19 protein-coding genes are annotated in these 21,511 nt (G+C 68.2%); 5 read left to right on the top strand and 14 right to left on the bottom strand.

Annotation, left to right across the window (positions count from 1 at the left end):
• Positions 1-6: 6 nt before the first annotated feature.
• The 4 genes from NP4_RS27700 to NP4_RS27685 form a co-directional block, all read right to left on the bottom strand.
• A complete protein-coding gene (locus NP4_RS27700) occupies positions 7-855 on the bottom strand; it encodes a hypothetical protein (protein WP_147287915.1) in 849 nt (282 codons plus the stop codon).
• A gap of 93 nt (positions 856-948) precedes the next feature.
• A complete protein-coding gene (locus NP4_RS27695; protein ID WP_068003960.1) occupies positions 949-1,368 on the bottom strand; it encodes a rhodanese-like domain-containing protein in 420 nt (139 codons plus the stop codon).
• Positions 1,365-3,356, bottom strand: a complete 1,992-nt coding sequence (locus tag NP4_RS27690; protein ID WP_068003954.1) for a family 2A encapsulin nanocompartment cargo protein cysteine desulfurase — start codon at positions 3,354-3,356, stop codon at positions 1,365-1,367. Before NP4_RS27690 ends, NP4_RS27695 begins: the two co-directional genes overlap by 4 nt.
• Positions 3,328-4,260 carry a family 2A encapsulin nanocompartment shell protein gene (locus NP4_RS27685; protein ID WP_062512208.1) on the bottom strand — a complete coding sequence of 311 codons (933 nt, stop codon included), beginning with the start codon at positions 4,258-4,260 and terminating at the stop codon, positions 3,328-3,330. The genes NP4_RS27690 and NP4_RS27685 overlap by 29 nt, the downstream gene beginning before the upstream one ends.
• Positions 4,261-4,464: 204 nt before the next feature.
• Here NP4_RS27685 and NP4_RS27680 point away from each other — a divergent pair, with 204 nt between their 5' ends.
• From NP4_RS27680 to pcp, 3 genes are read left to right on the top strand one after another with little or no spacing between them, the layout of a single operon-like run.
• Positions 4,465-5,151 (top strand): DUF969 domain-containing protein, encoded by a 687-nt coding sequence (locus tag NP4_RS27680; protein WP_068004198.1) that lies wholly within the window; start codon positions 4,465-4,467, stop codon positions 5,149-5,151.
• The gene (locus NP4_RS27675; RefSeq protein WP_245997594.1) at positions 5,109-6,125 is read left to right on the top strand and encodes a DUF979 domain-containing protein; all 1,017 of its coding nucleotides are present in this window, start codon (positions 5,109-5,111) and stop codon (positions 6,123-6,125) included. The genes NP4_RS27680 and NP4_RS27675 overlap by 43 nt, the downstream gene beginning before the upstream one ends.
• Positions 6,125-6,739, top strand: a complete 615-nt coding sequence (gene pcp, locus NP4_RS27670; protein ID WP_068003948.1) for a pyroglutamyl-peptidase I — start codon at positions 6,125-6,127, stop codon at positions 6,737-6,739. Before NP4_RS27675 ends, pcp begins: the two co-directional genes overlap by 1 nt.
• Here the strand turns inward: pcp and NP4_RS27665 are convergent, their stop codons facing one another.
• Positions 6,740-7,939 carry a cation:proton antiporter domain-containing protein gene (locus tag NP4_RS27665; RefSeq protein ID WP_068004176.1) on the bottom strand — a complete coding sequence of 400 codons (1,200 nt, stop codon included), beginning with the start codon at positions 7,937-7,939 and terminating at the stop codon, positions 6,740-6,742.
• 182 nt (positions 7,940-8,121) lie between these two features.
• Between NP4_RS27665 and NP4_RS27660 the strand changes: the two genes are divergently transcribed.
• Positions 8,122-9,753 (top strand): ABC transporter substrate-binding protein, encoded by a 1,632-nt coding sequence (locus NP4_RS27660; protein WP_068003945.1) that lies wholly within the window; start codon positions 8,122-8,124, stop codon positions 9,751-9,753.
• Here the strand turns inward: NP4_RS27660 and NP4_RS27655 are convergent.
• The 8 genes from NP4_RS27655 to NP4_RS27620 are packed head-to-tail and all read right to left on the bottom strand — an operon-like array spanning position 9,750 to position 19,436.
• Positions 9,750-10,580: a nitroreductase family protein gene (locus tag NP4_RS27655; RefSeq protein ID WP_169813815.1), complete on the bottom strand. Its 831-nt coding sequence runs from the start codon at positions 10,578-10,580 to the stop codon at positions 9,750-9,752. The two genes, NP4_RS27660 and NP4_RS27655, sit on opposite strands and share 4 nt — an antisense overlap.
• Before the next feature lie 13 nt (positions 10,581-10,593).
• A complete protein-coding gene (locus NP4_RS27650) occupies positions 10,594-11,778 on the bottom strand; it encodes a questin oxidase family protein (protein WP_068003935.1) in 1,185 nt (394 codons plus the stop codon).
• A gap of 2 nt (positions 11,779-11,780) precedes the next feature.
• Positions 11,781-13,094 (bottom strand): MFS transporter, encoded by a 1,314-nt coding sequence (locus tag NP4_RS27645; protein ID WP_068003919.1) that lies wholly within the window; start codon positions 13,092-13,094, stop codon positions 11,781-11,783.
• Positions 13,094-13,324 (bottom strand): tautomerase family protein, encoded by a 231-nt coding sequence (locus NP4_RS27640; RefSeq protein ID WP_068003915.1) that lies wholly within the window; start codon positions 13,322-13,324, stop codon positions 13,094-13,096. The genes NP4_RS27645 and NP4_RS27640 overlap by 1 nt, the downstream gene beginning before the upstream one ends.
• Position 13,325: 1 nt before the next feature.
• Entirely contained in the window at positions 13,326-17,072 is a 3,747-nt protein-coding gene (locus tag NP4_RS27635; protein ID WP_068003912.1) for an amino acid adenylation domain-containing protein, read from the bottom strand.
• The gene (gene upp / locus NP4_RS27630) at positions 17,069-17,794 is read right to left on the bottom strand and encodes a uracil phosphoribosyltransferase (RefSeq protein ID WP_068003905.1); all 726 of its coding nucleotides are present in this window, start codon (positions 17,792-17,794) and stop codon (positions 17,069-17,071) included. The genes NP4_RS27635 and upp overlap by 4 nt, the downstream gene beginning before the upstream one ends.
• A 9-nt stretch (positions 17,795-17,803) precedes the next feature.
• Positions 17,804-18,493 carry an HAD family hydrolase gene (locus tag NP4_RS27625; RefSeq protein WP_068003902.1) on the bottom strand — a complete coding sequence of 230 codons (690 nt, stop codon included), beginning with the start codon at positions 18,491-18,493 and terminating at the stop codon, positions 17,804-17,806.
• Positions 18,483-19,436, bottom strand: a complete 954-nt coding sequence (locus NP4_RS27620; protein ID WP_211335844.1) for a pseudouridine-5'-phosphate glycosidase — start codon at positions 19,434-19,436, stop codon at positions 18,483-18,485. Before NP4_RS27620 ends, NP4_RS27625 begins: the two co-directional genes overlap by 11 nt.
• A 180-nt stretch (positions 19,437-19,616) precedes the next feature.
• On the opposite strand from NP4_RS27620, the gene NP4_RS27615 reads away from it, so the two are divergent.
• Positions 19,617-20,816 (top strand): acyl-CoA dehydrogenase family protein, encoded by a 1,200-nt coding sequence (locus NP4_RS27615; RefSeq protein WP_068003900.1) that lies wholly within the window; start codon positions 19,617-19,619, stop codon positions 20,814-20,816.
• A gap of 29 nt (positions 20,817-20,845) precedes the next feature.
• On the opposite strand, the gene NP4_RS27610 is transcribed toward NP4_RS27615, so the two are convergent.
• Positions 20,846-21,505, bottom strand: a complete 660-nt coding sequence (locus NP4_RS27610) for a GntR family transcriptional regulator (RefSeq protein WP_068003898.1) — start codon at positions 21,503-21,505, stop codon at positions 20,846-20,848.
• Between the last annotated feature and the right edge of the window lie 6 nt (positions 21,506-21,511).

Raw genomic sequence — 21,511 nt, 5'->3', positions numbered from 1 at the left:
CGGTCTTCAGCTCAGCGGCAGTTCGTAGCGGTGGAATCGGGCCGCTATGTCCAGACCCGCCAGCGCGAGGGCCGAACGGGCCACGGTGTCGTCGTATTCGAACACCCGCAGCACCAGCACATGCGGCAGTTCGTCGTGCAGTTCGCCGATCAGCGCGCCGATCAGGGAAGCGAGCGTACGGGCGTCGCCGATGCGATAGGAGAAGCCCTCGCACACATTGATATAGGCCTCGCTGCCCACGATCGAGGTGGCGATCGTGGCGATCGGATCGGTCAGGGTGGGGCCCGGCAGCGCCACGACCATCACCTGGCCCAGCGGATCGGCGGATTCGGCCAGCGCCTGCAGGACGCAGTCCAGCGGTCCCGCCGACAGCAGCTGCTGGGGAACCGTCCAACTGCGCGGCTCGGCGGTCCACAATCGCGCGTATTCACCGGTCATCCGCGCGCCGAGGGCCACCGCGGCCAATCCCTCCGGCCCGACGTCCGCGCCCTCCCAGCTCAGCATCTCCAGGCCCGCGACCCGCGCCTGCTGGGCCGCGCCCGCGATCAGCGTGCGCACGACCGACTCCTCCTCACCGGTCGCGGCCTCGAAATCGTAGTGGCCCAGCCGAATTCGCCGCACGTAGCGGGCCGCGTACAGCACCTCGGCCCAGCCCCGGCCCGCGCCGTCGTGGCGCAGTTCGGCCCAGCCCGCGAGTTCGCCGCCCCGCCGGGCCGCCACGATCCCGATCAACTGCGCGTCCCGACCATTGGGCGCGATGTCCTCGAGCTCGGGCTCGCCCGCCATGCCGGCGAGTTCACAGGCCAGCCGCAACCCCGTGCCGGGGTGTCTGTCCCATTCGAGCGCTAAGTCCACATCCGCACCCTAGACGGAAAATAACCATAAAATTGCTCAACACGACGAAGCGCGCGTCGTGCCAATCATCTGGTTGCGCGTCGCGCCGTCCCGTCACCAGTTCGTGAGCGCTGGTACGGGCAGGATTCCGCCGAACACCGCCGCCACGCTGCACTCGACGTGCGCGGCGCTGCCCGCCACGTCGAGCATGCGGGCTGTTCGCAGGGCTCGATAGCCGCCGTTGAGGCTCGTCGCCCGGGACAGGCCGAGGGCGCGCAGCGATAGCGCGGCCCCGGCGGAGTCCGTCCCGGACGAACACATGAGCACCCATTCGACGTGCGGATCGCCCACCCACGACAGTCGCGTGCCGCTGCGCGGATCGAGGCGATCGGCCAGCAGTTGCCGCTCGATGGCCAACGCGCCCAACAGCGGACCGTCGCAGGTGCGTTCGGCCTGCGGGCGGATGTCGACCACCCACCCGCCGCGCGCCAGCGCCCCGGGCAATTCGTCCGGGTGGATCGGGTCGGCGTTCACCTGCGCGCGCGGGCCAGGATTTCGACGACGGCGAGCATGCGATCGATCTCCGCGCGGGTGTTGTAGAACGCGAACGACGGACGCACCGTCGCCTCGACCCCGAACCGGCGCAGGATCGGCTGTGCGCAGTGATGTCCGGCGCGCACGGCGATTCCCTTCTCGTTCAACGCCTTTCCGACCTCGACCGGTTCGTATCCGGCGAGGGTGAAAGACAGCACACTGGCCTTGTCGGGTGCGGTGCCGATCAAGCGGACACCCGCGATCGCGGCCAGTCGCGGCGTGGCATAGGCGAGCAGTTCGTGTTCGTAGCGCTCGATATTCTCGAGTCCGAGCGTCTCGACGTATTCGATGGCCGCGCCCAGCCCGATCGCATCGGCGATATTGCCGGTACCCGCCTCGAACCGCCCCGGCGCGGGCTGGAACAGCGACCGCTCCAGGGTGACATCGCTGATCATATTGCCGCCGCCCTGCCACGGCGGCATATCCTGCAGCACTTCGGATTTGCCGTACATCACGCCGATTCCGGTCGGCCCGAACAACTTGTGACCGGAGAAGACGAAGAAATCGGTATCCAGCGACCGCACATCCACGCGCATATGCGGTACCGACTGCGCGCCGTCGACGACGGTCACCGCACCGGCCCGCCGCGCCTGCGCCACGATCTCGCGCACCGGCGTGATCGTCCCCAGCGCATTCGAAACCTGAGTCACCGCAACGAGTTTGGTGCGGTCCGACAACAACCGACCGTATTCGTCGAGCAGCACCTGCCCGCGCTCGTCGACCGGGATCACCCGCAGCACCGCACCGGTCTCCGCGGCCAGCATCTGCCAAGGCACGATATTCGCGTGATGCTCGAGATGGGAGATGACGATCTCATCGCCCTCCCGAAGATGTCTGCGACCCCAGGTTTGCGCGATGAGATTGATGCCCTCGGTCGCGCCGCGCACGAATACGATCTCCTCCGCCGACGAGGCGCCCAGGAATCGCGCCACCGCATCGCGCGCCTTCTCGTAGGCGTCGGTGGAACGCGCCGCCAATTCGTGTGCGGCACGGTGGATATTGGAGTTCTCGTGCTCGTAGAAGTAGCTCAGTCGATCGATGACCGACCGCGGCTTCTGCGTGGTGGCGGCATTGTCGAACCACACCAGCGGATATCCGTTCACCTGCTCGCGCAGGATCGGGAAGTCACCCCGCACGGCGTGCACATCGAACGGCGGATGCGCCCCGGCGGCCATGCCGTGGTCGGCGGAATCCAGGAAGTAGTACGGCGACCCGCCGCCCGCCGCGGGCGCGGGCCGATCCAGGAAGTAGTACGCGGGCGCTGCCGCGCCCGGCCCCGCGGCGAACCGCGAGGGGGCGAGCGGTAGATCCAACGACGGCAGCCCCGGCAGCAGCGGATCGACGTGCGGCGCGGATGCGGTACCGGCCGGAACGTTCATCGGCACCTCCGAACCCCACTGCGGCACAGTGGGTTCCGGCGTCGGCCCGCCGGGCGGCACCGCACCGGAAGCAGCCGACGGCACCGTGCGCGAACCGCCGGGCGGCATGGCCTCGGGAATTTTCGCCGACTGGGAGGCGGACCCACTGGGCGGCAGCGCCGCGGGAACGCCCGAGTACGTCGGAACGGACCCGGCCGACGGCATCGTCGCGGGAATCCCCACGGACGTCGGAACGGACCCAGCCGAAGGCATTGTCGCGGGGGCCACCACGGACATCGGAACCGACCCGGCCGACGGCATCGTCGCGGGGACCTCCACAGACATCGGAGCCGATTCGGCCGACGGCATCGTCGCCGGAGTCTGCGAGGGGATCTTGGCGGACTGTGCGGCGGGCCCGCCCGGCGTCGCCGCCGCGGGGATCTCCGAGGTCATCGAAGATCCCCCCGACGGCAGAGCCGAGAATATTTGCGCGGCAAGGCGATTCAGATACGCCTCATCCGGCAGGGCCGCCCCGTCCGCATTACTTGCGATAGGTCGGGGCGTAGTCATGGAACTTGTTCACCTCGGCTCCCTCGAGCACTGCCACGGCATCGTCGGTCAGAATCGCCAACGAGCAGTACAGCGACACCAGATACGACGCGATGGCGCTGCGATCGATACCCATGAACTTCACCGACAGCCCCATGCCCTGCTCACCGGCCAGACCTGGCTGGTAGAGGCCGATCACGCCCTGTCGGGACTCGCCCGGCCGGATCAGCAGGAACTTGGTCTTGCCGCGATCCACCGGCACCTTGTCCGACGGAATGATCGGAATGCCTCGCCAGGTGATGAACTGCGAGCCGAACATGCTGACCGTTGCCGGCGGCACACCGCGCCGGGTGCACTCGCGGCCGAACGCCGCGATGCCCTGCGGGTGGGTCAGGAAGAAGCCCGGCTCCTTCCACACCTTCGTGATCAGATTGTCCAGATCGTCGGGCGTCGGCGGCCCGGCGATCGTCGAGATCTTCTGCTTCGCCGCGGTATTGGCGATCAGCCCGTAGGTCGGGCTGTTGATCAGCTCGCCCTCCTGATGCTCCTTGATCGCTTCGATCGTCAGGCGCAACTGTTGAGCTATCTGATCGTGCGGGCTCGAATACAGATCCGAAACCCGCGTGTGCACATCGAGAATCGTGTTGACCGCCTTGAGGCGGTACTCCCGCGGATCCTTCTCGTAGTCGATGAAGGTCTCGGGCAGTGGCGACTCGTCGGCGTTATCGCATTTGATGTCGACCGTGTTCTCGTGTGTCACCCGGTTGCGCCGGTAGATACCGGCTTCCACGGGCACCCAGTCCAGCAGATGGACCAGCCACCGAGGGGTGATGGACTCCATCTGCGGAGTGGATTTCGTCGCATTCGCAAGGGTCCGGGCAGCATCATCCCCGAGCGCCATGGGCTGCGGTACAGCTTTGGTCATGGAACCGCCTTCACGATTGGCAAATCAACCGCTACCAGTGGCGGCCATCCTAGCCACAGGGTTCCGCGGAAATTTCGATCGTTCGTTCGCGTGGGCGTGTCCGGTACGCCGGCGGCGCGACGGGGTCGAGACGCTGTCCGGTTTGCGGTAATCGCGAGGCAACCATACGGTCATCGTCAATATCCCCGGCGCTGTGGAGTGTTCGTGTTCGTTCTATTGGGTGTGGCCCTGGTGGTCGCAGGGTTCGCGCTTCGGCTCAATCCCATGCTCGTGGTGCTGGTTTCGGGGGTGGTGACGGCGCTGCTCGGCGGGCTGACGCCGATACAACTGCTCGACAGCATCGGCAACGGCTTCGCGGGCAGCCGATCGGTGACGATCTGGGTGGTGACGCTGCCGGTCATCGGACTACTGGATCGATACGGCCTGCAACAGCAGGCCGGGCGACTGATCGCGAAACTGCGCGTGCTCACCACCGGTCGCCTGCTGGCCGGATACATGCTGCTGCGGCAGGGCACCGCGGCGCTCGGATTGACCGGCATCTTCGGCCAGCCACATACCGTGCGACCGCTGATCGGGCCGATGGCCCTCGGCGCGGCCGAACAGCGATTCGGCACGCTCACCGATCCGATGATCGAACGGATCAAGGCGTTCTCGGCCAGTGCGGACAATGTCGGCCTGTTCTTCGGCGAGGACATCTTCATCGCCGTCGGCAGCGTCCTGCTGATCACCGGATACGTCAACAGCTCCTACGGCCTACAGCTCGATCCGCTGCAGCTGGCCCGCTGGGCGGTGCCGACCGCGGTGTGCGCGTACGTGATTCACGCCGGACGGCTGATCTGGCTGGATCGGTGGCTGGCCCGACGCGGCGCGGCGGTGGTGGCGGCGCGATGATCAACGCGGAATGGCTGTACTGGACGCTGGGGTTGTTCTTCGCCGCGAATGCCGTCTTCGCGGCGTTGCAACGCGACAATCCGCGCCGCGCGGGCGCGGCGACGTTCTGGGGTCTGCTCGGATTGTGTTTCTGCTATTCGACTTTCGTCGTCGACAAGGTCGCACCCGCCTGGCCGCTGGGCGTCGCGGTACTGGTCGTGGGCGGGCTGGGCGGTCTCGGGGCACTAGGCAACTCCGAGATCTCGACCACGACCGTGCCCGAACGTGAGTCCGCCGCAACGAAACTCGGTAACAGGCTGTTCGTTCCGGCCGTACTCATCCCGGTGGTCGCGCTGGTCTTCGCGACCATGGTGGCCTCGGTGAAGATCGGCGGAAAACCCTTGCTCGCCACCGGAACTCCCGCGCTGACCGGACTCGGCGCGGGTGTGCTGTTCGCCCTTGCCGTGGCGATGGTGCTGCTGCGCCCGGCCGGACCGACCGGACCGGGTCTGGCGTTGCGGGAGGGTTCGCGGCTCGCGCAGTCGATCGGCTGGGCGCTGCTGCTGCCCCAGCTCATCGCGGTCCTCGGACTGCTGTTCGACAAGGCCGGGGTCGGCAGGCAGGTGGGCCGGATCTTCACCGCGGTGCTGCCGCACGATTCGCTGTTGCCCGCGGTGCTGCTGTACTGCGTCGGCATGGCGGTGTTCACGATCGTGATGGGCAATGCCTTCGCCGCGTTCCCGGTCATGACCGCGGCCATCGGGTGGCCGGTGCTGGTCACGCAGTTCCACGGCAACGCGACACTCGTTCTCGCGGTGGGCATGCTGTGCGGGTTCACCGGAACGCTGTGTACGCCGATGGCCGCGAACTTCAATATCGTGCCCGCGATCCTGCTGGAGATGAAGGACCGCTACGGCCCGATCAAGGCGCAGATTCCGACCGCGGTCGCGATCCTGGTCTGCAATATCGCGATCATGTATCTGTGGGGGTTCTGATGCGACAAGTACTGATCACCGGTTTCGAACCGTTCGACGGCGCCGAGGCCAATCCGTCCTGGGACGTCGCCGCCGAATCGGCCCGCCGCCCCGCGCCGGACGGTGTCGCGGTCACGGCCGTGCGGCTGCCGTGTGTCTTCGATACCGCGCTGCCGGTACTTCGGCAGGCGATCGCCGAATCCGATCCGGCCCTGGTGATCTGCCTCGGATTGGCGGGCGGGCGCACCGAGATCACCCCCGAGCGGGTCGCGATCAATCTCGACGACGCCCGCATCCCGGACAATGCGGGCGCACAGCCGATCGATCGCCCGGTCGTCCCGGGCGGCCCGGCCGCCTATCTGGCCGATCTGCCGCTCAAGGCCGCGGTGGCCGCCATGACCGCGGCCGGTGTCCCCGCCGCGATCTCCTACACCGCGGGCACCTTCGTCTGCAATCACGTGTTCTACGGCCTGTGCCATCTCATCGCGACCGAAAGGCCCGGCCTGCGTGGCGGATTCGTGCACGTACCGCCGAATCTGCCGATCGATCGGCTCGCGGACGGACTGACTCAGCTCGTGCGCATCTGTCTGGACACCGAGACCGATCTGGCCGTGCCCGCGGGCACGCTGCACTGATCAGCGATCGGCCCGCACAAGCCGGGTCAGCGCAGCCACCGGTCCGCCGATGCCGTGCAGTAGCACGCTGCCCAGGACGGTCACCGTCATCGCCGAGATCACGGTGAGACCGTCCTCGATCGCGAGCACATTGAAGGCCAGCAGCCCGAAGACGATCGAGGTGGTGCCGCGCGGTCCGAGCACTCCGAGCAGGAGGCGTTCGCGGCGGCCGAAGCGTGAGCCGATCATGGCCAGCAGCACCGGGACGATGCGCACGAGGGTAAGCGCGGCCAGGCAGAACAGCGGCATGCGCCAGTCGGGTCCCTCGGCGATCGCGTAGACCGCGACGCTGCCGAAGACGAACCACATACCGACGGTGAGCAGAAAGCCCAGATCGTCCAGCAGTTCCAGCTCCCGCCGATACACCGCGGACTGCCGCACCACATTGACCACCAGCCCGCAGACGAACGCCGCGACGAAGCCGTTGCCGTGCACGGCCACCGACGCCGCATACGACAGCAGCGGCGCGGCGACCAATGCGATGCGCTGGGACTGTTCGGTCGAAAGTTCCCGTCGCTCGGCGATATTCATCGCATACGCCAGCACCAGTCCGACCACCAGTCCGGCCACTACCGCCTTGACCGCCGACGGGACCGCGGTCTGCAGCGCGCCGCCCACGGATTCGGCATGGGTGTGATCGCCCGCCAGCACGAGCGCGGCCAGGAAGATGGGCGAGACGATCCCGTCGTTGTAGCCGCTCTCCACCGTGAGCAGATCCCGCACCCGCGCCGGAATCCGTTCGTCGCGCACCAGCGTCGCCGCCGGGGCGAAATCGGTGGGCACCACCACACATGCGATCACCAGCAGCACCGCCCAGGACGCCCCCGGCAGTAACCAACCGCCGAGCAGCACCGCGAAGGCCAGGCTCAGCGGCAGCGCGATGAACAGGATGCGCAGCGCCGACTTCGGATCGCGCCCGAGCAGTCCCCCGCGCACCTCGGTGGCGTCCACGAACAACAGCACCGCCAGGATGATCTCGGCGACCCGCAGCGCGACCTGGGTATTGAGCGTCTCGGCGATGGAGTTACGGGTCGTGAACCCCATCGCGATCCCCGCGAAGACGACCAGCACGGGCGCGGCGATCCGCCACTCGTGCATCCGCGCCGCACACAGCGCCCACAACACCACCACCACGGCCACGACAATGATCGAGTTGATCACGAGAGCATCCTGCCAGCATCCGGGCCGGAAGGCGTGATCGGGCGAATAGGACAAGCATTGGATTCAGGCCGAGCGGGACGGCAGACAGCGGCCCGCTACTCGCCTAGCGTCACGAAAGTTGTTCCGGCCCCTGAGTTTCCAGGGCGCACCGGAGGTCCTTTCCGGAGGTGAGGAAAATCCCCATGTCTTTCGCCCGTACCAGTCGACGGCGTGTCTTCGCATTGTTCGCCAGCGCCGCCGCCACGACGCTGCTCGCCACGGCCTGTAGCGGCGGGGATGCCGGGGGCGGCGATCCGAGCGGGCCGCCCCGGCCCGGCGGCGTCCTGCGTTACGGGCTGTCCCTCGCCCCGACCTGCGCGGATCCCGCGCAGTCCACAACCAATCAGACCCTCTACGTCACCCGGCAGATCGTCGACTCGCTGACCGACCAGAATCCGTCGACCGGCGCCATTCAGCCGTGGCTGGCGCAGAGCTGGGAGATCTCGCCGGACGCCAGGAGTTTCACCTTCCACCTGCGCCCGGGGGTGACCTTCAGCGACGGCACCCCGCTCACCGCGGCGTCGGTGCGGCAGAACTTCGACGCCATCGTGCACACCCTGACCGGTGCCAAGGCCTCGCTCGCGGCCAGCTATCTGACCGGCTACACCGGCACCGCGGTGCTGGACCCGACAACCGCGCGCGTGGACTTCGACCGGCCGAACGCGCAGTTCCTGCAGGCGGTTTCGACCCCGCAGCTCGGCATCCTGGCCGAGGCCACGACGGCGAAGGCGGCCGATCAGCGCTGCGGCGGCGATGTGATCGGCAGCGGGCCGTTCGTGTACACGGAGTACCGCCAGGGCGCGTCGGTCACCCTCGCCAAGCGGACCGGATACGACTGGGGCTCCGCGGTTTTCGGGCATCGCGGCGAGGCGTATCTGGATCGCGTCGAATTCCGCGTGGTGCCCGAGTCCGGCGTCCGCACCGGCAGCCTGGGCTCGGGACAGCTGGACGCGGTCAGTGACGCACTGCCCCAGGACGTTCCGCAGATCGAGGCGGCCGGCGGCAGGGTCCAGGTCACCTCGAATCCGGGCGTCCCCTTCGGTATTCAGCCGAATCTGACGCGCGGCCCGCTGCGTGATTCCGCCGTGCGGGCCGCCCTGCTCCCGGCCATCGATCGCAAGGAGCTCATCGATACGGTGCTCGGTCCGCAGTTCCGGCCCGCCACCAGCTCGGTGGGCTCGAAAACTCCCGCCTACGTGGATCTTTCGGCGCGACTGGGACACGATCCCGAGGCGGCCCGCCGCATTCTGGACCAGGCCGGGTGGCGGCCGGGTGGTGACGGGATCCGGGTCAAGGACGGCGCGCGGCTGTCGTTCGGGATTCTGTTCGGGCGGTCGTTCGCCGGGAATCAGGCCATTCTGGAACTGATTCAGCAGCAACTGCGCTCGGTCGGGGTGGAGGTGCGGCTGGAACCCGCCTCCGACGGCGAGTACTCGGCGCGTCAGGCCGCAAAGAACTTCGACTCGCTGTACTACAACATGACCCGCGCCGACGGCGACATCCTGCGCACCACCTTCGGACTCGACGGCGCGAATCTCAATGTGCGCGCTCCGCTTCCGGAACTGGATCGGGTGCTCTCGGAGGAGCAGCAGAGCACCGACACCGCCGCCCGCGCCCAGCTGATCGGCGCGGCCCAGGGGCAGGTGCTCGACAATGGGCTGTGGATTCCCACCATCGAGCTGTCCCAGGCGATCGGGGTGTCGGCGGCGGTGTCGGATCTGAGATTCGAGGCGTCGGCGCGGTTGCAGTTCTTCGACGCCTGGCTGCGCGGCTAGCGCAGCTCGAAGCCCTGTCGGTGGAAGGTGTTTCGAATCCCCTGGCGGCCGTGCAGACTCTCCGGGGTCGAAATGCGGCCCGCCAGGCGATTTTTCACCCAGTCCTCGGGCAGTTCCTGTTCGCGGTAGTAGGCGTTGATGCGGTCGAGATAGTCCTCGACATCGCCGTCGGTGGGGGCGGAGTAGGTGTTGCGATGCACCACCACGCTCTGCCCGTACCGGGGTTTGATATCGGCCGGATCCGCCGGATCGGGGATGCCGATGGCCAATCCGTACACCGGGAAGGTCCACTGCGGCAGCCCCAGCGCCTCGATCACCGCATCGATGCTGTTGCGCAACGCCCCCACGAATGTGATGCCGTAGCCGAGGGATTCGGCGGCCACGGCGGCATTCTGGGCCGACAGCGTGACGTCGACAATACTCGAGACCGTGCTGTCGAGGTAGGAGGTGGCCTCGATACTGTGCCCGTGAGCGCGGGCCAGTGCGATATTGCGCGACCAGTCCGCCACCCAGACGAGGAAGACCGCCGCATCGGTCACCAGTCGCTGCCCGCCCGCGAGCTCGGCGAGGCGGGCCCGCAGATCCGGATCGTCGACGACGATCACGCTGGTGAATTGGAAATTGGCCGAGGTCGAGGCCGATTGCGCCGCGGCGAGAATCAGCTCCAGTTCGCGCTCGCTCACCTGTCCGGGCAGATAGCGCCGCACGGTGCGATGTCCCAGCAGCACCTCGAGCGTCGCGTTGTCGATGCCGTCGGCGCTGGGCGCGGCCGGGCCGTAGCGCTTGTCCAGCTGCCGCTGTAGCGCGTTCGTAATCACTTCGGTCACTGCGTCTCTCATCTCATTCGGTCGGTGGTTCGTCGAAACTGGGTGGTAGATCGGGGGTTCGGGTGAACTGTCCGGCGGCGTGCCGGTAACCGGCCCAGGGGTTGTCCTCCCACCAGGCACGCAGGACGAAGACGAGTTTGGGATTGTGTTCCTCGTCCTCGAGCCACGCGCGCCGGGCGCTGGCCTCGAAATCGTCCAGGGCGTGCGGATTTCGGTCGGATCCGCGGTCGGCGTACAGCGCCGCCAGTTCGCGCAGCTTGTCCGCCCGGGGGATCTTGCGTTCGGCCGCGGCGATGATCCGGGCACCCGCCCAGTACAGGTCGTAGATCGCGGCCGTGGACTCCTCGGCATCCAGGGTCGAGGCGATCACCTCGAGCGCGAACAGGGATGTGATCAGGTGCAGCACAACGAAATCGCCGGGCACCGCCAGGTACAGCAGGGTCACGGCCCGGCGGACCGCCTCGCGTCGTTCGTCCGCCGTCAGCGTGTCGAGCCAGTCCGGGGACCCGGCCAATTCGGGAATTCCGCTGAGCGCCACACCCGCCACCCGCGCCTGCAATCCGGACCGGTTGAGCTCCGGATGCAGTTCGGTGAAGGCGTCGGTATCGCTGATCACCGATTCGACCGCGGCGCGGAACGCGGCGTCCTCGGCCCAGGCCTGACTCAATCCCACCAGCGACGCGAGCGGATCCGCGCCCACGGTGTGCCCGCGGTCCGCGCCGCGTACGCGGACGAACGAGAAGGCCAGATACGCCAGCGCTTCCGCGGTCATGCCCGGGTGATCGGCCCAGATCGCCCAGCCGAGATGGATCGTCGCGTGGGTGAACGCGCCGATCCATCCCGGCAGCAATTCCGGAGCGTAGGCGGCCACCGCGCCCGCCGCGCCGAGCCGCTCGATCTCGGCGTCGAAGAAGGCGACGTAGGCGGTGAAATGCGCTCGCTGGCCGATGAATTCGCGCCAGTTGCCGCCGTCGATCACCTGATCGGATTCGCGTCGCGGCTCGAGCGGGAAGCCGTAGGCGGTGAGTTCGGCGTAGTCGGCGTAATACTCGCGCACGAGCCGCTCCGGAGCCCCGATCGCGGCCAGCGCGACCACCGCGTGTTTGACGTGATTGGTGAGATGTCCGTTGAATTCGATGTGGTGGCCGCGGTCGTCGAGAAGATCCCGGACCGCCTTCAGCGTCGTTTCCGCTGACATGGCTACGCCTTTCGTTGTACGGAGGGAGCGGGATCGCCGACGGCGAAGCCGAGGATCAGCTGGGCGACGGCCGTCACCAGCAGCACCGCCAGCGGCAGCGTCCAGCCCGAGCTGAGATCGCGGAACAGCCCGATCGCATACGGACCGATCGCCGCGAGGAGATAGCCGACGCCCTGCACCGCGCCCGACACCCCGAGCGCGTTCTCGGCCGAGGCGCGCAGGGTGACCACGGTCAGCGCCAGCGAGAATACCGACAGCCCGACGCCGAGGATCAGCGACCACAGCAGCGGCGCGGCCCCGGGCGCAACCAGAAACGCCAGCACGCCGAGCACCGTGCACGCACTGAATCCGCCCAGCCACCGCGATGGATGCGCGGATCGGGCCACCAGCGGCGGCACGATCAAACTGATCGGCACGCCCAGGAAGGTCAGGATCCCCAGATAGCCGCCCGCGGCCTGCGCGGACACCCCGGCATCCTCGAGAATAGAAGGCAGCCAGCCGATTACGACGAAGGCCACCAGCGCCTGCAATCCGAAGAACAGCGCCAGCCCGACGGTCCCGGTCCGCCGCAGAATCGCGATCGGCCGCACCGACGTTGGAGATGTCGCGGCGGGCGACGCAGCGGACGGCGACACAGCGGGCGACCCGGCGGATGACGTAGCAGACGGCGGCACAGCAGGCGATCCAGCGGATGACGTAGCAGACGGCGGCACAGCAGGCGATCCAGCGGACGGCGACACAGGCGACACAGCAGACGGCGATGCTGCGAGCGCCGGGACCGCCCGCACCGCGAGGATTGCGATCGGGGCGAGGATTGCCCATAGCGCCGAACCCCACTGCCAGCCGCCCACTGCGCGCGACAGCGGCACCACCGCCGCGAATCCGATTGCGGCTCCGGCCTGTAGCGCCGTGGTGAAGGTCGTCACCAGCGCGCTTGTACTGCCGACCGAGCGGACCACGACCGGCAGCAATACGGCGAGCAAACCGATTCCCAGCGCGGCGAGGAAGGTGCCCGCGACGAATCCGGCGAGATCGCCCCACGGCCGCAGCGCCAGGCTCAGCCCGATCAGCGTCAGCGCGCCGCACAGGCCCGTGCGCACCGAGATCCGCGCGAACAGCAGCGGGGCCGCCGTACTCACCAGCGCGAAGGCGATCACCGGCAGTGCGGTGATGATTCCGCCCGCGACCGAACCCGCCCCGAAATGCGCTGTAATGGTGTCCAATTCGGGCCCGACCGTGGTGACGCCGGGCCGCAGGTTCAGCGCGACGACGGCGACGACCGCCACCAGCACCGGCAGGCGCGCCGGGGCCGCCATCAGTAGTTCGGGACCCGCAGCAGCGGGTTGTCGGCGGGGCGTTCGGTGATCAGCGGACCGTAGATCCGCTCCTGCCACCGCTCGGGGTCGACGCTGACCAGTCCGATCGACACCGCGTCGGTCGATACGCCGAATTCGGTGGTGATCACCGCGACGATCGCGGCCTCGAGCCGCGCTCTGGCCTCCGGTGACAGGATCGCGGGAAAGTGGGCGATCTCGACGTGCGGCATATCAGACCAACTCCCTGTTCATACTCTGTTCCAGGACCGCCGCGGCGATGTCGAACGCACCGGCGGTCACGATCTCGTAGTGGTGATAGGGCAGATTGCTCACCGGGGTGCGGCGGCGGCGCAGCGGCGGAACGGGAATATCGGCGAAGGCGGGACCGTCGCCGCGGGCCCGCAGATACAGGCTTCGATCCAGCAGGTCCTGATCGATCCCGTTGGGCGCGTCGCGGAATCGGTACGTGTGCTCGACGACGGCCACGATGCGTTCCACGGTCTCGCGGGCGAAGCCGGGCTCGCCGGAGGCGACCAGATCGATGAATCCGGCCCGATCGCGCACCCGTTCGTCGAGTTCCGCGGCGTAGCCGGGATCGACGCGTCCGCTGAACACCGAGGCCAGCACCCGTTTGAAATACCTACTGTCGTAACGGACCTCACCGGAGTCGGGCATACCCGCGATAACCGGTGAGCCCGGCGCGATCAGCACCAGATCCTCGACGTCGTATCCGGTCGCGATCAGACGCTGGGCCACCTCGGCGGCGACGCGGGCGCCGAAGGAGTAGCCGACGATGCGAAACGGTTGCGGCAGTCGCAGTTCCAGCAATTCGTCGAGGTCGTCGGCGATCAGGGCGGCGAGGGTGGTGTGCGGCGTCTCACCGGCGTCTAGTCCGCGCGCCCGCATGCCGTAGACGGCATGGCCGTGCTGCGCCAGTTCACCGGCCAGCGCGCGCAGGCTCATCGGATAGCCGCCCAGTCCCGGCCACAGCACCGTGGTTCCGGCGTCACCCTCCCCCGCCAGCCGCAGCAGCCGCGACTCGCGCGCCGCGACACCGAATCGTTCGGTGGCCGCGGCCAATTCGGCCAGCGTCGGGGCGCGGAAGATGGTCTGCATGGGCAGCGCGACGCCGAGTTCGTCCTCGACGGCGCGGATCAGCCGTAACGCGGACAGCGAATTGCCGCCCTGGGCGAAGAAGTCGTCGCCGCGATACACCGGTTCGTAGCCCAGCACCCGCGACCACACCGCGGCAACCGACGCCTCGCGTTCGGTGCGCGGCGGATCGTGGCGGCGGCCGCGCCGGGCATTGTGGGCGGCGGCCAGGGCCGACAATGCGGCGCGATCCTGTTTCCCGTTCTGCGACAGCGGGATCCGATCCAGCACCTGAATGGTGGCCGGAACCATATAGGACGGCAGTACCGCGCGCAGATCGTCCTTGAGCAGTTCCTCGGGACCCTTCATGTGGACGGCGTCCTCGCTCATATCCGTAGCCGCCACCTGTTCGGCCGAAATCCGTCCCGCCAGCGCGAAATAGCTCAGCCGCCGCGTCGACGCGATCTCGTCGAAGCGCCGCGCCGACGGTAGATCGCGTCCCGTCGCCGAGGAGTATCCGGCCGACATCAATCCCAGCCGCGCCGCCGCGCCGACCTGCTGCAGCCGGGCAAGCGCCCGGCCCAGCGCGGTGAAACCGTCCCATCCGGCGGCGGGATCGGCGGCCAGGACGACGCCGAAGGAGGACTGATCGTAGGAGCGCTGATTGATGGCGATCACGTGGCGGCGTTCGATCTTGTCCTCGGTCACGAATTCGAGTCCCGTCGGAGTGCACCGGTATAGCCCGTGCAGTGCCGGGGTGTTCGCGCCGTGGAACTGCGCCCACGCCGTCACCTCCGGCGAAAGATGTTCGGGGACACCGCCCGACGTGTCCAGCTCCACACTCGCGGTCACCACGCCCTCGTCCACTCCGGCCACCGCGGCGGCCGGAAACGTGCGGATCCGCCAGCCGTACTCGGCGGCGACCTCGTCGAGCACCCCGAGAATGTGACCGGCTTCGAAGTGCAGTACCTCCCGCACATTGGTCGAATACACCGACTCGATCACCCGCGCCAGCCCGACCAGATGCAGGCGGATCCCCGGGCGCGCGGAAACGGCGACCCGGTACAGCGCGTGCCGGACGGGATGGAAGTAGTACACACCCGCCGCGAGACCGTCGATCCCGGCGAGCTCGACATAGATCTGCGTGGCGTTGAGCGCGCCGGGTGAGGCGTAGGAGTACTTGGGCAGCAACCGATCCGGGCTGTGGAACGGACCGAACCAGCGCAGCAGTTCGCCCAGTATCCGTTCGCTCGGCGCGGTCGGGCGGCGACGGATGCGCGGCGGGTCGGACAGGGTGTGCAGCAGTGCGGCGATCTCGTCGGGTTCGACGGGTTCATCGGTGAAGCTGCGATAGGTCTTGCGCGCGAATACCCGTCGCCGCTGCTCGGCCGTCGCCTCGGATCCGGGCAATGCCACCCCGGGCTCGGTGGTGAGCGCGCGCAGGCCCAGATCCGCCAGCTGGGCGGTGACCTGGGTGCGGCTCGTCTTGGACCGATGGTGGCGACCCGCGCGCTCCTGATCCATCAGCGGGGCCTCGGCGGGATCCAGTTCGATGAATCCGGCCAATCGGGTCACACCCCGCTCGGATACCCAGGGCACCACCGCGGCGGCACGCACCCAGTGATGCGCCTCGATCCAGACCCTGACCTCGTTGGACTCGATCCGGTGACCGTTCACCTTGACCTGTTCGTCATTGCGCCCGACGAATTCCAGTATTCCGTCGGACCGTCGCCGTACCAGATCGCCGGTGCGATAACGACGTTCGACGCCGCCGGTCGGCAGTACCGAGTCGATGAAGCGTTCGGCCGTGACGTCGGGCCGGTCGCGATAACCGTCGGCGAGCTGGATTCCGCCGATGAGCAATTCGCCGATTCGACCGTCACGCACGACCCGGCCGGACTCGTCGACGATCGTGGCGGTGCAGCCGGTGACCGGACGGCCGATCGGGACGGTGACCGCGTGGGTCAGATCGGCGTCGGTGAAATCGAACCAGGTGGCGTTGATGGTGGTTTCGGTCGGACCGTACAGGTTGATCATGCGCGCGCCGGGCAGCGCGGCGCGCAGGCGTTCGGCCAGATTCACCGGAAGCGCCTCACCGCCGCTGGCCGCCGTCCGCAGGGTGGTGGCCGCACCGATTCCGGGCAGGGCCGCCAATTCGGCCCACATCGTCGGAACGCATTGCAGCACCGTGATCGATCCGCGCACGAGCAGGTCGAGGATGCGCTCGGGCGCGGTATGGGTTCCGGCCGGTGCGATGACGACGGTCGCGCCGCAGGCATTGGCCAGCAGTTCCCACTGGGCCGCGTCGAAGCTGACCGGCGTTTTCAACAGGATCCGCGCACCGGGTCCGAGCCCGAGTTCGGTACCGAGCCAGGACATCTGGTTGGCGATCGCGGTGTGGGAGACGATCACGCCCTTGGGTTTTCCGGTGGTGCCCGAGGTGTAGACGGTGTACGCGGCGGCGGCATCGGGAATCGGCGGCGGCTCCGATCCGGTGTCGACCAGGTCGGTCACCCGCAGGGTCCGGACCGAACCGGACAGCGTCCGGTGGGCCGACTCGGCGGTATCCGCATCGGTGAGCACCAGTGCCACCGAGCTGTCGGCGACCATGTGGGCGAGTCGCTCGGCCGGATAGTCCACCGCCAGTGGCAGATACGCCGCACCGGCGCGCAGCACGGCCCACACCGCGACGACCAGATCGATCGACGGCTGCGCGAGGATCGCGACGGTATCCCCCGACGCCACCCCGGCGGTGCGCAGGGCCCGCGCCGCCGCGTGCGAGCGTCGGGCCAGCTCGGCATAGTCGATGGTCGCCGAATCGTACTCACAGGCAATGTCATTCGGCGCGCACCCGACCTGCGCGTCGAACATGTCCAGGAGATTCACTTCTGCTCCCGCGCCGCTGGGACCTCGGCGACCGTGCCGTGGAACCGGTCACCGAAATCTCCGATGCCCGGCAGCATGAATGCCTGATCGGTGAGGGTGCGGTCGATATGCGAGGTGATGATCCGGATATCGGGCCGCCGGGTGAGCACCGCGGCCAGCGCCTCGGGGCAGGTGAGCACATTGACGACGATGATCGCCCGCTCCTCCACACCGGCGGCGATCAATTCGTTGATCGCGGTGAGCAGCGTGCCCCCGGTGGCGATGGTGGGGTCGAGCAGCAAGACCTGCCGGCCGGCGATTCCGGGCGGCAGCTTGCTGTAGTACAGGGTCGGCTTCTTGGTGGTCGGATCGCGCTGTACGAGGATCTTGCCGAAGCGGGCGTCCGGCCGGATCTCGCGCAGTCCGCCCTCGAGCGCGTCACCGGCGCGCGGGATGGACACGGCGTAGAGCGTGGGCTCGACCGGCTCCACGCCCTCGTAGACGAAGCCGGTCGGGGTGGTGACCGATCGGGGCCGGTACTCCAGATGCGAGAGCGCGGTTTCCAGCAGCAGCCGGATGATGCGCTGGGTCGTGCGCACGAAGCGCTCGTGGCCGGTCCGGGCGTCGCGGGCCTCGGTGTGCAACGCGATCAGGCTCGGGTTGATCGGTAGCGGAAAGACATTCACGCCGAGGTAGTCGTCGAGTTGGCCCGGGTCGGTCGTCGGGCGGGTCCAGGTGGTCATGGCCGGGGCTCACTTTCCGATTCGATGGACGAGCGCGCTGGTGACGTCGTCGAAGCGCAAGGCGACGAGATCCGGTGCCGTCGCGGTGATCTGGTCCGCGGTGGACACGCCGTAGGCGACACCGACGGTGTAGGTTCCGATCGCCTTGCCCAGACCGATATCGGCGGCGGTATCGCCGATCACGGCGCCGCCGGGTCCGGCCTCGGACAGTCCCAGCGCCGCCAGGGCGGCGTCGGCACTGTCGCGATGCGGCTTCGGATGGGCCACGTCATCCGCGCCCACGACGATCTCGAAATGTTCGGCGATACCGGCGGCGTCGAGGATGAGTTCGGCGCTGCGATGTTTCTTACTGGTGACCACGGCCAGCCGTAATCCGCTGCGCGCCAGCCGTTCCAGGCCCTCGCGCACACCCGGGAACAGCAGATCGGTGGCCTTCGGCACAATGATCTCCCGGTAGCGGGTCAGATAGTCGGCCGAAATCGCCTGTGCGATATCGGAATCCGGTGCGGTACCCGACAGCTGGGCGGCCATCCGCTCGAGCGGCGCGCCGACCAGGGCGCGGGCCCGCTCCTGTCCGGGATTGTCGCCGGTGACCGCCTCGACGGCGAGGGCGAACTGTTCGGCGATGGCGCGGGGCGTATCGAGCAGCGTCCCGTCCAGATCGAACAGCAGGGCCGAGCGGGTGAGGTCAAACGGCATGGGAGACTCCTTGTTCGACAACGCTGCGGGCCGCCTCGATCTCGGCGGCCGCGTGGGCGGTACTGACCAAGACGGCGCGATTGGCCGCGGCCGCATCGCCGCCGGTGGCCGCGTCGACCGCGCGCAGCACGAAGGTGGTGACCGCGGGCCCGATGATCCGCTCGGCCTCGGCGCGGGCCAGCGCCTGGCGGATCGCCGCCTCGATCCGCTCGCCGTCGAGCGCGTCCTCGACCGGGATCGGATGGGTGATCAGCACCGAACCCGATCCGCCGAGCTCCAGGTGCAGCCTGGCCACCCGCGCGATCCGCGCGGGATCGTCGAGCCGCGTCTGGGTGCGGAAGCCGCTGTCGCGGCAGTAGAACGCCGGGAACTCGAGGTGCCGATAGCCGATCACGGGTGTGCCCTGCGTTTCCAGGAATTCCAGGGTGAGGCCGGCGTCGAGGATCTTCTTCACCCCGGCGCAGACGACGATGAGCCGGGTCCGAGCGAGTTCGGTGAGATCGGCGGAGATGTCCATCGAAACCTCCGCGCCGCGATGCACCCCGCCGAGTCCCGCCGACGCGACGGTGGTGATGCCCACCCGGTCGGCGATGGCCATGGTGGCCGAGATCGAGGTCGCGCCCGCCGCCCCGCGGGCCAGGGTCACGGCGATGTCGCGGCTGGTCACCTTGGCGACATCGGCGGCGGTGGCGAGGCTTTCGAGTTCGTCGGCGCTCGCTCCGACAACGATCCGGCCGTCTGCGATCGAAATGGTCGCGGGCACCGCGCCCGCCGCGCGTACCGCCTGCTCGACCTCGAGGGCGATCGCGACATTGTCCGGATAGCGAAAGCCGTGCGCCACCACATTCGATTCCAGGGCGACGATGGGTCCGCCGCGGGCGAGCGTCTCGGCAACCTCGTCGGAGAAGCGAAACAGCGGCGACAAATTGGCGACTTCGGGCACGTGAGTGACGTCCGTTCGTAGAAGTGCGTGGGTTGAAGCGAAACCCCCTGATCCGTCCGCCATCGTGCGGCGGCTCGGACGTGGTGTAAACGGTTGGAACCGCTGTGAGTGAATATCTTTCAGCAAACCTCTTGGCCCAGTGAATATTTGACAGCACAGGTCACGACGAATGGGGTGTGGATGGGTTCAGTCGACGGTCTACAGCAGCGCCTGGCCGCGATCGCGGAGGTGATCGCCGGACTCGGCGAGGAGGCGGTGGCGCGAGACGCCGAGCACAAGCTGCCCTCGGATCAGCTGTCGCGATTACTCGAGGCCGGAGCCGGCGCGCTGCGCGTACCGGTCGAATTCGGCGGGCACGACGCCTCGGTTCGGGTGCTCGCCGAGGTACTGATCGATATCGCCGCCGGGGATTCGAATGTGGCCCAGATCTTTCGCGGACACCTCGGACTCACCGAGATCCTGCGCTTCGCACCCGCGGGCGTCGCCCGCACGCGTCTGCTCCGTGCCGCCGCCGACGGCGAGTTCTTCGGCCCGGCGGGCGCGGAGTTGGCGACGCCGAATCTGACCGCGCTGGTGACCGGCCTGGTGCGCGACGGTGATCGGTATCTGCTCTCGGGCCGCAAGTACTACACCACCGGCAGCCTGTACGCCGACTGGCTCAATGTGCTGGTCCTCGACGACGGCGAATTCGTCTCCGCGATCGTGCCGCGCCGCAGCGCGGGCGTCACCATCATCGACGACTGGGACGGCTTCGGACAGCGCCTGACCGCCAGCGGCACCGCGGTCTTCGAGGCGGTCCCGGTCGATCCGGATTATCTACTGCGCCACCACAATCCATTGGCCAACGACTATATGGAGGCGTTCTACCAGTTCGTACACTCGGCCACCCAGGCCGGGATCGCGCGCGCCATCGCCACCGATCTGGCCGCACTCGTGCGCGGCCGCACCCGGTCCTATCCGCTCGCGCCGACGCAGGAACCGGCGGCGGATCCGCAGGTACTGCAGATCGTCGGAACGGTGTGGAGCAAGGCGTACTCGGCCCGCGCGAACGTCCTGCAACTGGCCGACACCCTCGACGCCTTCCAGGCCGCACCGTCCGCGCGCCGCGCCGCGCAGGCCCTGCTGGAATCGGCGGCGACGCAGGTGGCCAATACCGAATTGGTCGGCGCTGCGGCCTGGCAGTTCTTCGACGCGGGCAGTGCGACCGCCGTGAAATCCGGTCTCGGCCTGGACCGGCACTGGCGCAACGCCCGCACGGTGTCCTCACACAATCCCGCCGCCTACAAGGCGTCGCTGATCGGCGATCACGCCGTCAACGCCCGCGCCCCGCGCAGCTTCCTCAACAGCGCCGCACAGGCCCGCGCGGACGAATCGCGATGAGCCCATGACCGAACCGCGGCTGATCCGAATCAGCCCTGCGCGGCCGCCCAGATACCGCGGACGTGGCCGATGTGGCGGCGTAGGAACTGTTCGAGCTCCTCGGGGCGCTCGGATTCGATGAGGTCGAGGATGGTGTGGTGTTCGCGGGCGGAGCTTTCCAGTTCGCCGCGTTCCACCAGTGCGGCCAGGCCGAACAGGCGGGTCTGGGCGCGTAGGTCGCTGACGATCTGAGACAGGCGCGGATTGCGGCAGTAGTCGAGGAGCATGAGGTGGAATCGGCGGTCGGCGTCGACGTATTCGACGAGATCGCCGCGCAGCGCGGCGTCGACGATCTTCTCGGCCTGGGCCCGCAGGCCGGGGAAGTCGGCGGCGGGAATGGTTCCGACAATGCCGCGTACGCTCGGCGGTTCCAGCAGCATGCGGATCTTCGCGATCGAGTCCAGATCGTCCTCGGAGGTCTCGGTGACCCGGAAACCCTTGTTGGGCACCGAGATCACCAATCCCTGCCGGACCAGATCGAGCATCGCCTCCCGCACCGGGGTCGCCGAAATCCCGAACCGTTCCGACAGGTTCGGCGCGGAGTACAGCTCACCCGGTTCGAGTTCACCGGAAATGATCGCGGCGCGCAGCGCGTCCGAGACGTGGTCGCGTAGCGTCGACCTTCTGCCGCTGTCCAGCCGTTCGATCATCCGCAC

The organism is Nocardia pseudobrasiliensis NBRC 108224, assembly GCF_001613105.1.
In the GTDB taxonomy this organism is placed as follows: domain Bacteria; phylum Actinomycetota; class Actinomycetes; order Mycobacteriales; family Mycobacteriaceae; genus Nocardia; species Nocardia pseudobrasiliensis.
Note: the sequence above shows the minus strand (reverse complement) of the source record. Positions and strands in the feature narration are given on the sequence as shown.

Bases quoted from the DNA above. Each gene is read 5' to 3' on its own strand.
- NP4_RS27690 (WP_068003954.1), bottom strand. From the start codon at position 3,356: ATGACTACGCCCCGACCTATCGCAAGTAATGCGGACGGGGCGGCCCTG.
- NP4_RS27685 (WP_062512208.1), bottom strand. From the start codon at position 4,260: ATGACCAAAGCTGTACCGCAGCCCATGGCGCTCGGGGATGATGCTGCC.
- pcp (WP_068003948.1), top strand. From the start codon at position 6,125: ATGCGACAAGTACTGATCACCGGTTTCGAACCGTTCGACGGCGCCGAG.
- NP4_RS27660 (WP_068003945.1), top strand. From the start codon at position 8,122: ATGTCTTTCGCCCGTACCAGTCGACGGCGTGTCTTCGCATTGTTCGCC.
- NP4_RS27650 (WP_068003935.1), bottom strand. From the start codon at position 11,778: ATGTCAGCGGAAACGACGCTGAAGGCGGTCCGGGATCTTCTCGACGAC.
- NP4_RS27645 (WP_068003919.1), bottom strand. From the start codon at position 13,094: ATGGCGGCCCCGGCGCGCCTGCCGGTGCTGGTGGCGGTCGTCGCCGTC.
- NP4_RS27640 (WP_068003915.1), bottom strand. From the start codon at position 13,324: ATGCCGCACGTCGAGATCGCCCACTTTCCCGCGATCCTGTCACCGGAG.
- upp (WP_068003905.1), bottom strand. From the start codon at position 17,794: ATGACCACCTGGACCCGCCCGACGACCGACCCGGGCCAACTCGACGAC.
- NP4_RS27625 (WP_068003902.1), bottom strand. From the start codon at position 18,493: ATGCCGTTTGACCTCACCCGCTCGGCCCTGCTGTTCGATCTGGACGGG.
- NP4_RS27615 (WP_068003900.1), top strand. From the start codon at position 19,617: ATGGGTTCAGTCGACGGTCTACAGCAGCGCCTGGCCGCGATCGCGGAG.
- NP4_RS27610 (WP_068003898.1), bottom strand. From the start codon at position 21,505: ATGATCGAACGGCTGGACAGCGGCAGAAGGTCGACGCTACGCGACCAC.